A 14,547-nucleotide genomic window follows, 5' to 3' on the forward strand; every position below is an offset into this window, starting at 1 on the left:
ACGAGAAGGCGGCCACCAAAGCAGCATGGGGATTGTGCGAAGCCCTTCCTAAGATGGGTGCCATAGCCTCTTCACAGAGGTTTTGCGTGCAATCAAGAGGGCATAACAATGACAACAAAACGCAACGCCTTACTCGTTGCCGGACTCCTGGCCGGTTTGATCGGCGCAGGTTCGGTCTGGGCCCACGGCAACGTGGTGCCTCAGGCCATCGAAACCAACGGGCTGACCCCGATCAAGGACGCCGGCGTGCAGGTGGATGCCGATGGTTGGGCGGCGGTGAACCCGTATCGCACCTCCCCGGAACACGACAAGGCCGTGGAAATCGGCTCGTCGGCGTACAACCAGAACTGCGCGGCCTGTCATGGCCTGGAAGCCAAGTCCGGCGGCATCGCCCCGGATTTGCGCATGCTCGATGTCGCCGAGGCGGGTGATGAATGGTTCGTCGAACGTGTGCGTAACGGTGCCGTGCGGGACGGTCGGGTCTACATGCCGAAGATGGCCGATTACCTGAGTCAGGAAGCCTTGTGGGCGGTGCGCACTTACCTGGACAGCGTTCACGTCGAGGAGTAACCCATGCGCCTGCTCGCTGTGTTGATCAGCGCTGTGTTGCTGTGCTGCCAGGCAGTGCAGGCGCAGGTCCGAACCTATGACGAAATGATCGCCGCCGGGGAGCTGAAAGTGGCGGTCTATAAGGACTTCGCCCCCTACAGTTTCGAAGACGCCGGTCAGGCCCGCGGGGTTGATGTCGAGCTTGCCGCAGCGTTGGCCAAGGCGCTGGGTGTGCGCCTGACGCTGATCTGGGCGCCCGCCGGCGAAAAGCTTGATGACGACCTGCGCGATTACATCTGGCGCGCCAGTCAGCTGCACGATCTGCAACTGGCCGACCTGATGATGCGCGTGCCCTACGACCGTGATTACGCGCAAAAACGCAACGAACTGGGTGAACTGGAAAACGGCCACGTGGTGATGTTCGGGCCGTACCAGAACGAACAATGGCAAGTCGCTTTTGACCGCCGCCGTCTGGAATCAGTGGGCAGCGTCGCGGTGTTCGAACACCACCCGATCGGCGTCGAAGTCGACAGCGTGCCGTCGTTCTACCTGACCTCTGTATTCAACGGCATGCTCGCGGGCAAAACCCACCATTATCCCGGTGTGCCTCAAGCGTTCGCGGCGATGAAGGCCGGTGAAGTCGACGCGGTCATGGCCATGCGCGGCGAGATCGACTGGCAAGTTCACGAAGCCAACGATCCGCAAGTGGCGTTGGCGGAAAACGCCTACCCGAACATGGGCAAGCAGCTCTGGGAAATCGGCATGGCGGTGCACGAAAGCAACCGTCAACTGGCCTATGCCGTGGAGGAGGCGCTGGAGGCGTTGATCCGCGAGGGTGCGGTCAAAACCATTTACGGTCATTACGGCCTGCGCTATGACGTGCCCGAGATGTATCAACAGTGAACTGGCGCGCGAGTTGTCTGTTGCTCTGCTGGTTATCCTTGGCGGCGCACGCTGCCACCATCGAGCCGGGCAAAGACCCGGTGCCCTCGGTGATGTGGGCCTTCTATCACAAGCAGATGCTCGGCGACGCACCGTTCGTGTTCGATGACCGGGTCAAGTTGCTGGCGCCGCCGTTCGCCGAAGATGCCCGGCAAGTGCCGCTGGAAATCGACGCCCGGGCGTTCAAGGGTGAAGTGGTAAAAATCCTTGCCTGGGCTGAGCTCAATCCGCTGCCGAAGATCGTCGACTTTCAACCCGTCGACCGCGTGCTGCCTTGGCTGTCGATTCGTATCCGTATCGAGCAAGCCACGCCGTTGCGTGCGGCGGTGCTGACCCGCGATGGACTGTGGCATGTCGGCTCGACCCTGATCGATGCGGCGGGCGGTGGATGCACGGCGCCCAGCGTCGTGCGCACCCAGCCGGGCTGGGAAGACCATATCGGTGAAGTGCTGGGCGGTCGTTATCCCCGTGGAGAGTTCAGCCGTGTACGCCTTCAAGTGGCGCATCCGATGGACAACGGCATGGTCAGTGGCATTCCGGAATTCTTTATCAACCATGCCGAGCTGCGCGACCAGAACGATCAGCTGCTGGCCCGGATGGAATTGTTTCCCGCCGTCAGCGAAAACCCCAGCCTGGCCTTCGACATCGAAGGGGCAGGGCAGACGCGCCTGTTGCTGCGCGACAACAGCGGCAATCAATTCGATGCGGCCATACCCTGACCCCAAGGAGCGCGTCATGCGCTGGATGCTGCTGTTGTTTATAAGCCTGAGTCTGCCGGCGCTGGCCGAGCTCGAGTATTCACTCAAGCCCCGACAAATCGCCGAAGACACCTGGCTGCTGGAAGGCAGCACCGACAATTTCGCCAAGGCCAACGGCGGCAACATCGTCAATACCGCGTTCATCGTCACCGAACGTGGTGTGGTGGTGATCGACACCGGACCGTCGAAACGCTACGGCGAAGCGATGCGCAAAGCCATTGCCGCGATCACCGACAAACCGGTGATCCAGGTGCTGCTGACCCATCACCATCCCGACCATGTGTTGGGCAACCAGGCCTTCAGCGACGTGCCAATCGGCGCGCTGGCCGGCACCACCGATCTGCTGCATCAGCAGGGCGACGCCATGGCCGAGAACATGTATCGGCTGGTGGGTGACTGGATGCGCGGCACCGAAGTGGTGCTGCCGACCCGGACGCTGACGCCCAGCGTCCAAAGTTTTGGGAATCACGATCTGCGCCTGCTGAGCCTGGGTGGGCACACTGGCGCGGATCTGGCTGTTCTCGACCAGCAAACCGGCGTGCTGTTTGCCGGGGACCTGGTGTTTTACCAACGGGCGCTGACCACGCCCAACAGGCCGGGGCTGTCAGTGTGGCTGGCGGACCTCGCCACGCTTCAGAGCCTGCCGTGGACGCTGATCGTGCCCGGCCATGGGCCGGTGGCCAGCGATCAGCAACCGTTCGAGCAAATGCGCGACTACCTCGGCTGGCTCGATCAGCTTATGCGTGATGGTGCCGCCAATGGCAGCGACATGAGCGAGATGATCCGCAGTCCCATTCCTGAGCGGTTTGCCGGGATCAGCCTGAGTCGTTACGAGCTGATTCGCAGCGTTAGCCATCTGTATCCCCGTTACGAGCGCGCACAAATGACCCGAGTCGATTCCACCGCAAACAAATGACCCAGCGGCCCCGCAATCCCTTGTAGCAGCTGGCGAAGCCTGCGTTCGGCTGCGCAGCAGTCGTAAACCCGACTTGCACGGTTTGCCTGATGCACCGCGAACTCTGATTTCACGACTGCTGCGCAGCCGAACGCAGGCTTCGCCAGCTGCTACAGGTCTGTGGCGATCAGAAACCAGTGTTTATCTTTTCCGACCCACTACTAAGGAACTAGCAATCTCAACACTGCGGGCAATTGTCCCAAGAGCGGCGGCGCCGAAGAATCTGCACCAGACCGGGAAAATTTCCCGGGTATAACAAAAACCGCAGAGGTAGCTGTCATGACCCAACCCGCACGTCGCCAACCCTTTGTCTTGAGTGTGCTGCTCAGTGCCATGCTGTTGTCCGGCACCGCGCTGGCCGGCGTCTCCGATCAAGACATTCTCCAGGACCCCAAGAACCCGGAGCAGATCGTCACCAACGGTCTGGGCGTCCAGGGTCAGCGCTACAGCCCGCTGGACACCCTCAACGTCAACAACGTGAAGGACCTGCGTCCGGTCTGGGCATTTTCCTTCGGCGGGGAAAAACAACGCGGTCAGCAAGCACAGCCGATGATCAAGGACGGCGTGATGTACATGACCGGTTCCTACTCGCGGGTGTTTGCGGTGGATGCGCGCACCGGCAAAAAACTCTGGCAATACGATGCGCGCCTGCCCGATGACATCCGTCCCTGCTGCGATGTGATCAACCGTGGTGTCGCGCTGTACGGCGACCTGGTGTTCTTCGGCACCCTCGACGCCAAGCTCGTCGCCCTGAACAAGGACACCGGCAAAGTCGTCTGGAGCAAGAAAGTCGCCGATCACAAGGAAGGCTATTCGATCAGCGCCGCGCCGTTGGTGATCAACGGCAAACTGATCACCGGTGTGGCCGGTGGCGAGTTCGGCGTGGTCGGCAAGATCGAAGCCTACGATCCGAAAAACGGCGACCTGCTGTGGACCCGGCCCACCGTCGAAGGCCACATGGGTTACACCTACAAGGACGGCAAAGCGGTAGAAAACGGCATCTCCGGCGGTGAAGCGGGCAAGACCTGGCCTGGCGATCTGTGGAAAACCGGTGGCGCAGCGCCTTGGCTCGGCGGTTACTACGACCCGGAAACCAATCTGCTGCTGTTCGGCACCGGCAACCCGGCGCCGTGGAATTCGCACCTGCGTCCTGGCGACAACCTGTACTCGTCGTCGCGTCTGGCGCTGAATCCGGACGACGGCACGATCAAGTGGCACTTCCAGAGCACGCCACACGACGGCTGGGACTATGACGGGGTGAACGAGCTGGTCTCGTTCAACTACACCGAAGGCGGCAAGGAGATCAAAGCCGCCGCGACCGCTGACCGTAACGGTTTCTTCTACGTGCTGGACCGCACCAACGGCAAATTCATTCGTGGCTTTCCGTTCGTGGACAAGATCACCTGGGCCACCGGCCTCGATAAAGAGGGCCGGCCGATCTACAACGAAGCCAGCCGACCTGGTGCGCCAGGCACCGAAGCCAAAGGCAGTTCGGTGTTCGTAGCCCCAGCGTTCCTCGGCGCGAAGAACTGGATGCCGATGGCCTACAACAAGGACACCGGGCTGTTCTACGTGCCGTCCAACGAGTGGGGCATGGACATCTGGAACGAAGGCATCGCCTACAAAAAAGGCGCGGCGTTCCTCGGCGCCGGCTTCACCATCAAGCCGCTGAATGAAGACTACATCGGCGTGCTGCGCGCCATCGACCCGAAAACAGGTAAGGAAGTCTGGCGCCACAAAAACTTCGCGCCGCTGTGGGGCGGGGTGCTGACCACCAAGGGCAACCTGGTGTTCACCGGTACGCCGGAAGGTTTCCTGCAGGCGTTCAATGCCAAGACCGGCGAGAAAGTCTGGGAATTCCAGACCGGCTCCGGCGTCCTCGGTTCGCCCGTGACCTGGGAAATGGACGGCGAGCAGTACGTCTCGGTGCTGTCCGGTTGGGGTGGCGCTGTGCCGCTGTGGGGCGGCGAAGTGGCCAAGCGCATCAAGGACTTCAATCAGGGCGGGATGCTCTGGACCTTCAAGCTGCCGAAAGACCTGGTGGTGGCGAAGCACTGACCCATACAACACAACCTGTGGCGAGGGAGCTTGCTCCCGCTGGGTTGCGAAGCAGCCCCCTACGTTCCCGGCCCCAACCGAGTCGTTTGGATTTACGACTGCTGCGCAGCCGAACGGGACGGTGCGGCGATCCGACAAGCTCCCTCGCCACAAAAGCCTGCTGGTACAGCGGCGTTTTCTACTACCAAATAACGAGAGTCCCCCTGCCAACGGCGCATTCGTCTGGCGCGCGGGGCTCTCTACTATCGGTTCATCGCCTGTTTGCCCGACAGGCATCGACCCAGACAGAGGCCCACCATGATCTATGCACAACCCGGAACACCCGGCGCCGTCGTTTCCTTCAAAGCGCGCTACGGCAATTTCATCGGCGGCGAGTTCGTTGCCCCGGTCAATGGCGAGTACTTCACCAACACCTCGCCAGTCACCGGTGAAGTGATTGCCGAGTTCCCGCGCTCCAGCGCCGCCGACATCGAAAAAGCCCTCGACGCCGCCCATGCCGCGGCGGATGCCTGGGGCAAGACCTCGGCTCAGGATCGCTCGTTGGTGCTGCTGAAAATCGCCGACCGCATCGAACAAAATCTGGAAATCCTCGCCGTCACCGAAACCTGGGACAACGGCAAGGCCGTGCGCGAGACCCTCAATGCCGACGTGCCATTGGCCGCTGACCATTTCCGTTACTTCGCCGGGTGCATCCGCGCTCAGGAAGGCGGCGCCGCCGAGATCAACGAGCTGACCACCGCCTATCACTTCCACGAGCCACTGGGCGTGGTCGGACAGATCATCCCGTGGAACTTCCCGTTGCTGATGGCTGCCTGGAAACTCGCCCCGGCCCTGGCTGCCGGCAACTGCGTGGTGCTCAAACCCGCCGAGCAGACGCCGCTGTCGATCATGGTCTTCGCTGAGCTGATCGCCGACTTGCTGCCGGCCGGCGTGCTGAATATAGTCCAGGGTTTCGGTCGCGAAGCGGGTGAAGCGCTGGCCACCAGCAAGCGCATCGCCAAGATCGCGTTCACCGGCTCCACTCCGATTGGCGCGCACATCATGAAATGCGCGGCCGAGAACATCATTCCAAGCACCGTCGAGCTGGGCGGCAAGTCGCCGAACATCTTCTTCGAAGACATCATGCAAGCCGAGCCGCAGTTCATCGAGAAAGCCGCCGAAGGTCTGGTGCTGGCGTTCTTCAACCAGGGCGAAGTCTGCACCTGTCCGTCGCGAGCGTTGGTGCAGGAATCGATCTACGACGACTTCATGAAAGTGGTGATGCAGAAGATCGTCAAGATCAAGCGCGGCGACCCGCTGGACACTGAAACTATGGTCGGCGCCCAGGCGTCCGAGCAGCAATACGACAAGATCCTCTCGTACCTGAAAATTGCTCAGGAGGAGGGCGCCGAGCTGCTCACCGGCGGCGCGGCCGAGCGTCTGGAGGGTGACTTGTCCAGCGGCTATTACATCCAGCCGACCCTGCTCAAGGGCCACAACAAAATGCGCGTGTTCCAGGAAGAAATCTTCGGGCCGGTGGTGGGCGTCACCACGTTCAAGGACGAAGCAGAAGCCCTGGCGATTGCCAACGACAGCGAGTTCGGCCTCGGCGCCGGCCTCTGGACCCGCGACATCAACCGCGCCTACCGCATGGGCCGGGCGATCAAGGCCGGGCGCGTCTGGACTAACTGCTACCACCTGTACCCGGCCCATGCTGCGTTCGGTGGCTACAAGAAGTCCGGTGTCGGCCGTGAAAACCACAAGATGATGCTCGACCACTATCAGCAGACCAAAAACCTGCTGGTGAGCTACGACATCAACCCGATGGGGTTCTTCTAGCCCCGTAATCACGCCGCAACTCCTGTGGGAGCGAGCCTGCTCGCGATGAGGCCAGTACATTCAACATCTCAGTTGACTGATACACCGTCATCGCGAGCAGGCTCGCTCCCACATTGGTTTTGTGTGTACCGGAAACCGCGCAAACACCCCCTACCAACGCACGCCGCCAACTCGTTCCAAAGTAGCATTCGGGCACCGGGCGCCCCGTGCATTAATGGCTTTACCGGAATAACCCGGCACAAGAAGAGGATTGACCCATGTGGAATAAACCCGCGTTCACCGATCTGCGCATTGGTTTTGAAGTGACGATGTATTTCGCCAACCGTTGATTGTCCACCCGGCCAACCGTGGCGTTGGCCGGGCCTGCCTTCTGGAGCCTCCCATGCACATCCGCGTTCTCGGTTCCGCCGCTGGTGGCGGTTTTCCGCAATGGAACTGCAACTGCCGCCAATGCGCCGGAATGCGCAATGGCAGCCTGCGCGCGCAGCGTCGCACGCAGTCGTCAATTGCCCTGAGCGACAACGGTGTGGAGTGGGTGCTGTGCAATGCTTCACCGGACATTCGCGCGCAGCTTGAAGGTTTCCCGGCGATGCAACCGGCCCGTCAGCTGCGCGATACGGCAATCGCCGCGGTCGTGCTGCTGGACAGCCAGATCGACCATTGCACCGGCCTGTTGAGCCTGCGCGAAGGTTGCCCGCATTCGGTCTGGTGCACGGAACGCGTTCATCAAGACCTGAGCAGTGGCTTTCCCTTGTTCACCATGCTCGAGCACTGGAACGGCGGCTTGCAGTGGCAACCGGTGGAGCTGGACCGTGAACCGTTTAGCATCGCGGCGTGCGAGCACCTGCAATTTCGTGCGATTCCCTTGGTGAGCAACGCACCGCCGTATTCGCCCAATCGCGGCAATCCGCAGCCGGGCGACACCATCGGTTTGTTTATCGAAGACCTGCGCAATGGTGCCAGCGTGTTCTATGCCCCGGGCCTTGGCCAAGTCGACGATGAAGTGTTGAGCTGGATGCAGCGCGCCGATTGCCTGCTGCTGGACGGCACGTTGTGGCGCGACGACGAAATGCGCGTGTGCGAAGTCGGCCAGAGCCTGGGCAGTGAAATGGGGCATCTGCCGCAAAGCGGTCCTGGCGGGATGCTTGAGGTGCTGGAGGGGTTCAGCCGCCAGCGCAAGGTGCTGATCCACATTAACAACACCAATCCGATCCTTGATGAAGACTCCGCGGAGCGGGCGTTGCTGGCGCGGCGGGGGATTGAGGTTGCGTTTGACGGCATGACTCTTGAGTTGTAGCGGATGGCCCCTTCGCGAGCAGGCTCGCTCCCACAGGGAATCTCCACTGGATACAAAATGTGTGAACAACAGAGAACCAATGTGGGAGCGAGCCTGCTCGCGATGAGGCCAGACCAGACACCGCAGAGCTTCAGGAGAACCCCAATGACTGACCAACCCATGTCCCCCACCGAATTCGAAGCCGCCCTGCGCGCCAAAGGCGCCTGCTACCACATCCACCACCCCTTCCACCAAGCCATGTATGCCGGCCGCGCGACCCGCGAGCAGATTCAGGGGTGGGTCGCCAATCGCTTCTATTACCAGGTGAACATTCCGCTCAAGGATGCCGCGATCCTCGCCAACTGCCCCGACCGCGACGTGCGCCGTGAATGGCTGCAACGCATCCTCGACCACGATGGCGTCCCCGGCAGCGAGGGCGGCATCGAAGCCTGGTTGCGGCTGGGCGAAGCGGTGGGACTGGACCGTGAGCAAATCCTCTCTCAGGAACTGGTGCTGTCCGGCGTACGATTCGCGGTAGACGCCTACGTCAATTTCGCCCGTCGCGCCTGTTGGCAGGAAGCGGCCAGCAGTTCGCTCACCGAGCTGTTCGCGCCGCAGATCCATCAGTCCCGTCTCGACGCCTGGCCCACGCATTACCCGTGGATCGACCCGGCCGGTTATGACTATTTCCGCACGCGTCTGAGCCAGGCGCGGCGCGATGTCGAGCACGGTTTGCGCATTACCCTGGCGCACTACGTGACGGTCGAAGGCCAGCAACGCATGCTGGAGATTTTGCAATTCAAACTCGACGTGCTGTGGAGCATGCTCGACGCGATGAGCATGGCCTACGAGCTGGGCCGTCCGCCGTATCACACCGTGACCACGGAGAATATCTGGCACCGGGGGATCACCCTGTGAACCTGATCGAACAGCCACCCGGTCCGCCTTTATGGTTACTGGCAGAGCTGACGTATCGCTGCCCGTTGCAATGCCCGTATTGCTCCAACCCGCTGGATTTCGCCCAGCAAGGCGAGGAACTGAGCACCGAAGAGTGGATTCGGGTGTTCCGCGAGGCGCGGGAGATGGGCGCGGCGCAACTGGGTTTTTCCGGCGGTGAGCCGTTGGTTCGCCAGGACTTGGCCGAGCTGATCAAAGCCGCGCGGGACATGGGTTACTACACCAACCTCATTACCTCAGGCATCGGCCTGACCGAGCAAAAAGTCCGCGACTTCAAGGTCGCCGGGCTGGACCACATTCAGATCAGCTTTCAGGCCGCCGACGAGCAGGTCAACAACATGCTCGCCGGCTCGCGCAAGGCCTTCGCGCAGAAACTCGCCATGGCCCGGGCGGTGAAAGCCCAGGGTTACCCGATGGTGCTGAATTTCGTCACCCATCGGCACAACATCGACCAGATCGCGCAGATCATCGACCTGTGTCTGGAGCTGGAAGCGGACTTCGTCGAACTGGCCACGTGTCAGTTCTACGGTTGGGCCGAGCTCAACCGCGTCGGCCTGCTGCCGACCCGTGAGCAATTGCAGCGCGCCGAGCGCATCACTAATGAATACCGCGAGCGTCTTGAGGCCCAAGGCCATCCCTGCAAGCTGATCTTCGTCACCCCGGACTACTACGAAGAGCGCCCCAAGACCTGCATGAACGGCTGGGCCAACCTGTTTCTCGACATCACCCCCGACGGCACGGCGCTGCCTTGTCACAGCGCCCGTCAGTTACCGGTGGAGTTTCCCAACGTGCGCGAGCACAGCATCTCGCACATCTGGACCGAATCGTTCGGCTTCAATCGCTTTCGTGGCGATGACTGGATGAAAGAGCCGTGCCGCTCCTGCGATGAAAAGCACAAGGACCTGGGCGGGTGCCGCTGCCAGGCGTTCATGCTGACAGGCGATGCCGAAAATGCCGACCCGGTGTGCAGCAAGTCGGCGCATCACGGGGTGATCCTCAAGGCCCGCGACGAAGCGGACGCGCCGGGGCAGGGCATGGAACACCTGACGTTGCGTAATGAGAAGGCTTCGCGGCTGATCTATCGCGGATGAATCCAGGACGACACACATCCCCTGTGGGAGCGAGCCTGCTCGCGATGACGGAGTGTCAGTCAACATCATTTTTGACTGGAAGTCCGCTATCGCGAGCAGGCTCGCTCCCACAGGGGATCTGGGGTGAATACAAAATCCCCGTGTGAGCTCTACCCATTGGTCTGATTGCATTCGCGACGGGATGGGTTAGTGTGGTTCTACCTTCAAAACAATAAAAACAGGCTTTCCAATGAGCCAGAGTCTCAGCCAGCTGCGTAAATTCGTTTCGCCTGAAATCATCTTCGGCGCCGGTTGCCGGCACAACGTCGGCAACTGCGCCAAGACCTTTGGTGCGCGCAAGGTGCTGGTGGTCAGCGACCCCGGTGTGATTGCCGCCGGTTGGGTGGCCGATGTCGAAGCCAGCCTGCAAGCCCAGGGCATCGACTACTTTTTGTATAGCGACGTTTCGCCCAACCCGCGGGTCGAGGAAGTCATGCTCGGCGCCGAGCTGTACAAGGAAAACCACTGCGATGTGATCGTCGCGGTCGGTGGTGGCAGCCCGATGGATTGCGGCAAAGGCATCGGCATCGTCGTCGCCCACGGGCGCAACATCCTTGAGTTCGAAGGCGTGGACACCATCCGCGTGCCCAGCCCGCCGTTGATCCTGATTCCGACCACCGCCGGCACCTCGGCCGATGTCTCGCAATTCGTGATCATTTCCAACCAGCAAGAACGCATGAAGTTCTCCATCGTCAGCAAGGCCGTGGTGCCGGACGTTTCGTTGATCGACCCGGAAACCACCCTGAGCATGGACCCGTTCCTGTCAGCCTGTACCGGCATCGATGCGCTGGTGCATGCCATCGAAGCGTTCGTCTCCACGGGCCACGGGCCGCTGACCGACCCGCATGCGCTGGAAGCGATGCGCCTGATCAACGGCAACCTGGTGCAGATGATCGCTAACCCTACCGACATCGCCCTGCGCGAGAAGATCATGCTCGGCAGCATGCAGGCCGGTCTGGCGTTCTCCAACGCGATCCTCGGCGCGGTGCACGCGATGTCCCATAGCCTCGGCGGCTTCCTCGATTTGCCCCACGGCTTGTGCAACGCGGTGTTGGTGGAACACGTGGTCGCGTTCAACTACAGCTCGGCGCCGGATCGCTTCAAGGTGATCGCCGAGACCTTCGGTATCGATTGCCGTGGCCTCAATCACCGGCAGATTTGCGGGCGTCTAGTGGAACACCTGATCGCCCTGAAACATGCGATAGGCTTCCATGAAACCCTCGGTTTGCACGGGGTCAGCACCGCAGACATTCCGTTCCTGTCGCAACACGCCATGCACGACCCGTGCATCCTCACCAACCCACGCGAATCCAGCCAGCGTGATGTCGAGGTCGTCTATGGCGAAGCCCTCTGACGAGCAGCAACGCGCGCTCGCCGGGCTACTGGGATTAGGCAGCCACTCGGCGCGCAAAAGCCATTATCCGGAACTCTCCGCACGACTGGACGAGCTGGAAGCCGAGCGCAATCGCTACAAGTGGCTGTTCGAAAACGCCGTGCACGGGATCTTCCAGGCCAGCCTCCTGGAGGGCATGCGTGCCGCGAACCCGGCGCTGGCGCGGATGCTCGGCTATCAGGACCCGCAAGAGGTGCTGTTCTCGCTGGCGGACCTGGCGAGCAATCTGTTTGTCGGCGGTGCCGGGGAGCTGGAAAACATCGGCGAAATCCTCCGGCATCAGGGCAGCCTGCACGGCTATGAAACCCAGTTGCGGCGCAAGGACGGCAGCAGCCTCGACGTACTGATGAACCTGCTGCTCAAACCCGATCAGGAAGGGCTGGTGGAGGGCTTTGTCGCCGACATCACTGAACGCAAACTCGCCCAGCAACGCCTGCAACAACTCAATGACGAACTGGAGCAGCGGGTGACCGCGCGCACCAATGAATTGCTGGAAGCCAACCGCAACCTGCAACAGCAGATCACCCAGCGCAAACAGATCGCAGAAGCCTTGCGCGATGCCCGGGACGCCGCCGAGTCCGCCAATCGCAGCAAGGACAAATACCTCGCCGCCGCCAGTCATGACCTGTTGCAGCCGCTCAACGCTGCCCGTTTGTTGATCTCGACGTTGCGCGAACGCAAGTTGCCCGATGTCGAGCAGGTGTTGGTGGAGCGAACGCACCAAGCCCTGGAAGGCGCGGAAGATTTGCTTACCGATCTGCTGGACATTTCCCGGCTCGATCAGGCCGCGGTCAAACCGGACGTCGCGTTGTACCGCCTCGACGAATTGCTCGCGCCGCTGGTCTCGGAGTTCCAGTCGGTGGCCGAGGCCGCCGGGTTGAACCTGCGGGTGCACATGGGCGATTACGCCATTCATACCGACTTGCGCTTGATGACACGGATCCTGCGCAACTTCCTCAGCAATGCCTGCCGTTACACCGATGAGGGCAGCATTCTGCTGGGGGCCAGACGGCGCGGCGACATGCTGCGCCTGGAAGTGTGGGACACCGGGCGCGGGATCGCGGCGGATCGGCTGGATTCGATCTTCCTGGAGTTCAACCAACTGGATGTCGGGCGCGCCGCCGACCGCAAGGGCGTGGGGCTGGGGCTGGCCATCGTTGAGCGTATCGCCAAGATCCTCAACTACCGGATCCAGGTCCATTCACGGCCGGGACGCGGTTCGGTGTTCAGCATCGACGTGCCGATTTCCCATGAGGTGCCGCTGCCGATCAGTCTGGCCGCGCCGCAACCGGGCACGGGCAATCCGTTGCCGGGCCGGCGCCTGCTGGTGCTGGACAACGAAGTGAGCATTCTTGAGAGCATGAGCGCGCTGCTCGGGCAGTGGGGCTGCGAGGTGGTCATTGCCACGGATGAGCACTCCGCATTGGCAGCTTTGGAGGGGCAGGCGCCGGAACTGATTCTCGCGGATTATCATCTCGATCACGGGGTGGTGGGTTGTGATGTGGTGCGGCATTTGCGCGAGCATTTCAATCTGACGATTCCAGCGGTGATCATCACCGCCGACCGCACCGACCAGTGCCGGCGCTCGTTGCAGCGACTCGCCGCACCGCTGCTGAACAAACCGGTGAAACCCGGCAAGTTGCGTGCGGTGCTGAGTCAGATGCTGGGCTGATCAAGCTTGCGATAGTGCAGGCTGAATCCGAGTTCGATGGATTGACCTTGCTCCAGCAAACGCAGCCCCGGCCGGCCAGGCAAGTGGTGGGCGTTGACCGGGTGGCTGACCGGTTCGATGCAGAAAAACTCCAGGCCCACAGGGCAGTAGAGCAGGTAGTAATCGCTGCCGGTGGCCTGGCATTCCAGTTCATAACCGAGCTCGGGTTGCTGGATCAGGCAATGACCGTCCCATTCGCAGAAACCGTTGTCGACCAGTGTGTCGGGCAGCGCCTTGAGTTGATGAAAGTCCCATTCGGCGGGCAACTCCATCAGCTCGGTCGGCAGTTTCGATCCATCGCATAACCAGGCATTTTTCGCCTTGGCCTGTAGCCGGGTGTTCGCTGTGCGCGGAAAGTAAGGGTGCAGTCCGAGCCCATGCCACGCGGGGTGTTTGGCCAAGTGGGTGACGTGCAAATCGATGCTCAATCGGCCCTCGGTCAGATGAAACCGCTGCCGGGCGCGATAGGCGAAGGGTGTAGCGCTGTTGAGTTGCAAGACGACTTCGTCATGGGTCTGCGACAGCACCTGCCACGGCTGCTGCCAGGCGCTGCCGTGGATTGGCAGTGGATCGGTGAGGCTGTTGGGCGTCAAGGCGAGCCAGCCATCGGGGCAGTCAAATCCCCCTTCGGCGATGCGGTTTGACCATGGGACCAACGGGTAGCAGCCGAGTTTTCCTGGCAGGCCAGTGTTCAGAGCGTGGGCGTCGTTGTGGCGCAACAGCGGTTGCCCGGTGCTGCGAACGGTCCAGTTGACGAGGCTGCCGCCGAGTTCGGGGGCGAGGGTGAGGTGGGTGAGATCGTCTTTGAGTTCGAGAATCTTTGGCGTCATATCTGTCGAGCCCTAATGAAAGAACACCGATGTCCCCTGTAGCAGCTGGCGAAGCCTGCGTTCGGCTGCGAAGCAGTCGTCAATTTGGTATCCACGGTTTTCCTGATACACCGCGTTGTCTGGTTTTGCGACTGCTGCGCAGCCGAACGCAGGCTTCGCCAGCTGCTACA

13 protein-coding genes are annotated in these 14,547 nt (G+C 61.5%); 12 read left to right on the forward strand and 1 reads right to left on the reverse strand.

Going from position 1 to position 14,547, the window contains the following annotated elements:
* The first annotated feature begins 108 nt into the window (after positions 1–108).
* From pedF to ACA070_RS13785, 12 genes are all read left to right on the forward strand, one after another.
* Positions 109–570 (forward strand): cytochrome c-550 PedF, encoded by a 462-nt coding sequence (gene pedF, locus ACA070_RS13730; RefSeq protein WP_497451594.1) that lies wholly within the window; start codon positions 109–111, stop codon positions 568–570.
* Positions 571–573: 3 nt separating this feature from the next.
* Positions 574–1,452 carry a substrate-binding periplasmic protein gene (locus tag ACA070_RS13735; RefSeq protein ID WP_497451595.1) on the forward strand — a complete coding sequence of 293 codons (879 nt, stop codon included), beginning with the start codon at positions 574–576 and terminating at the stop codon, positions 1,450–1,452.
* Positions 1,449–2,210, forward strand: a complete 762-nt coding sequence (locus ACA070_RS13740; protein WP_497451596.1) for a quinoprotein dehydrogenase-associated SoxYZ-like carrier — start codon at positions 1,449–1,451, stop codon at positions 2,208–2,210. Before ACA070_RS13735 ends, ACA070_RS13740 begins: the two co-directional genes overlap by 4 nt.
* A gap of 16 nt (positions 2,211–2,226) precedes the next feature.
* Positions 2,227–3,165: a quinoprotein relay system zinc metallohydrolase 1 gene (locus ACA070_RS13745; RefSeq protein WP_497451597.1), complete on the forward strand. Its 939-nt coding sequence runs from the start codon at positions 2,227–2,229 to the stop codon at positions 3,163–3,165.
* Positions 3,166–3,483: 318 nt separating this feature from the next.
* The gene (locus ACA070_RS13750) at positions 3,484–5,262 is read left to right on the forward strand and encodes a PQQ-dependent methanol/ethanol family dehydrogenase (protein ID WP_497451598.1); all 1,779 of its coding nucleotides are present in this window, start codon (positions 3,484–3,486) and stop codon (positions 5,260–5,262) included.
* A gap of 297 nt (positions 5,263–5,559) precedes the next feature.
* Positions 5,560–7,080, forward strand: coding sequence for an acetaldehyde dehydrogenase ExaC (exaC, locus tag ACA070_RS13755; RefSeq protein ID WP_497451599.1), 1,521 nt, complete (start codon positions 5,560–5,562; stop codon positions 7,078–7,080).
* A gap of 257 nt (positions 7,081–7,337) precedes the next feature.
* Positions 7,338–7,409 carry a pyrroloquinoline quinone precursor peptide PqqA gene (gene pqqA / locus ACA070_RS13760; RefSeq protein WP_010455123.1) on the forward strand — a complete coding sequence of 24 codons (72 nt, stop codon included), beginning with the start codon at positions 7,338–7,340 and terminating at the stop codon, positions 7,407–7,409.
* Between the two features lie 53 nt (positions 7,410–7,462).
* Positions 7,463–8,377 (forward strand): pyrroloquinoline quinone biosynthesis protein PqqB, encoded by a 915-nt coding sequence (gene pqqB, locus ACA070_RS13765; protein WP_497451600.1) that lies wholly within the window; start codon positions 7,463–7,465, stop codon positions 8,375–8,377.
* A gap of 144 nt (positions 8,378–8,521) precedes the next feature.
* Positions 8,522–9,274 (forward strand): pyrroloquinoline-quinone synthase PqqC, encoded by a 753-nt coding sequence (gene pqqC, locus ACA070_RS13770; protein WP_497451601.1) that lies wholly within the window; start codon positions 8,522–8,524, stop codon positions 9,272–9,274.
* Positions 9,271–10,404 (forward strand): pyrroloquinoline quinone biosynthesis protein PqqE, encoded by a 1,134-nt coding sequence (gene pqqE / locus ACA070_RS13775; RefSeq protein ID WP_497451602.1) that lies wholly within the window; start codon positions 9,271–9,273, stop codon positions 10,402–10,404. Before pqqC ends, pqqE begins: the two co-directional genes overlap by 4 nt.
* Positions 10,405–10,633: 229 nt before the next feature.
* Positions 10,634–11,797 (forward strand): alcohol dehydrogenase-like regulatory protein ErcA, encoded by a 1,164-nt coding sequence (ercA, locus tag ACA070_RS13780; RefSeq protein WP_461954414.1) that lies wholly within the window; start codon positions 10,634–10,636, stop codon positions 11,795–11,797.
* Positions 11,781–13,508 (forward strand): PAS domain-containing hybrid sensor histidine kinase/response regulator, encoded by a 1,728-nt coding sequence (locus ACA070_RS13785; RefSeq protein ID WP_497451603.1) that lies wholly within the window; start codon positions 11,781–11,783, stop codon positions 13,506–13,508. Before ercA ends, ACA070_RS13785 begins: the two co-directional genes overlap by 17 nt.
* Here the strand turns inward: ACA070_RS13785 and ACA070_RS13790 are convergent.
* Entirely contained in the window at positions 13,493–14,377 is an 885-nt protein-coding gene (locus ACA070_RS13790) for an aldose 1-epimerase (RefSeq protein WP_497451604.1), read from the reverse strand. The two genes, ACA070_RS13785 and ACA070_RS13790, sit on opposite strands and share 16 nt — an antisense overlap.
* Positions 14,378–14,547: the final 170 nt, after the last annotated feature.

This window comes from Pseudomonas sp. LBUM1678 (assembly GCF_059695575.1).